Origin of the sequence: Blautia sp. MCC269 (assembly GCF_018785655.1) — a bacterium.
In the GTDB taxonomy this organism is placed as follows: Bacteria; Bacillota; Clostridia; order Lachnospirales; family Lachnospiraceae; genus Blautia_A.
Genome location: NZ_WQQE01000059.1, coordinates 1 through 254 on the forward strand (window position 1 = coordinate 1; position 254 = coordinate 254).

General features: G+C 51.6%; 1 protein-coding gene. It reads right to left on the reverse strand.

The window, feature by feature from the left end:
• Positions 1–48 precede the first annotated feature (48 nt).
• On the reverse strand, positions 49–254 hold a 206-nt coding region (locus GPK88_RS16085; protein ID WP_207719082.1), incomplete at its 5' end, for a hypothetical protein.

The window sequence follows — 254 nt, forward strand, 5'->3', positions numbered from 1 at the left end:
ACAGCTGACCCTGCCGCAATAACGCCCTCTCCCGCAACCTAAGTTGTATCACCCCTCCTCCGCAACAGCCCGAACCGATATCCTCTCCCTCTGGCTGACACTTCCAGCCGGTAGGAAAAAAGATAAGACCCTTGCAGGGGACGGAAGCGGACGCGGGGCGTCCTGTCCTGGGAATTGAATTGGGGCTTTGGGATGAAATTTCGAAAAATCCAAAAAAATTTGAATTTTATGGTTGACAAGCATAACTCCCAGTG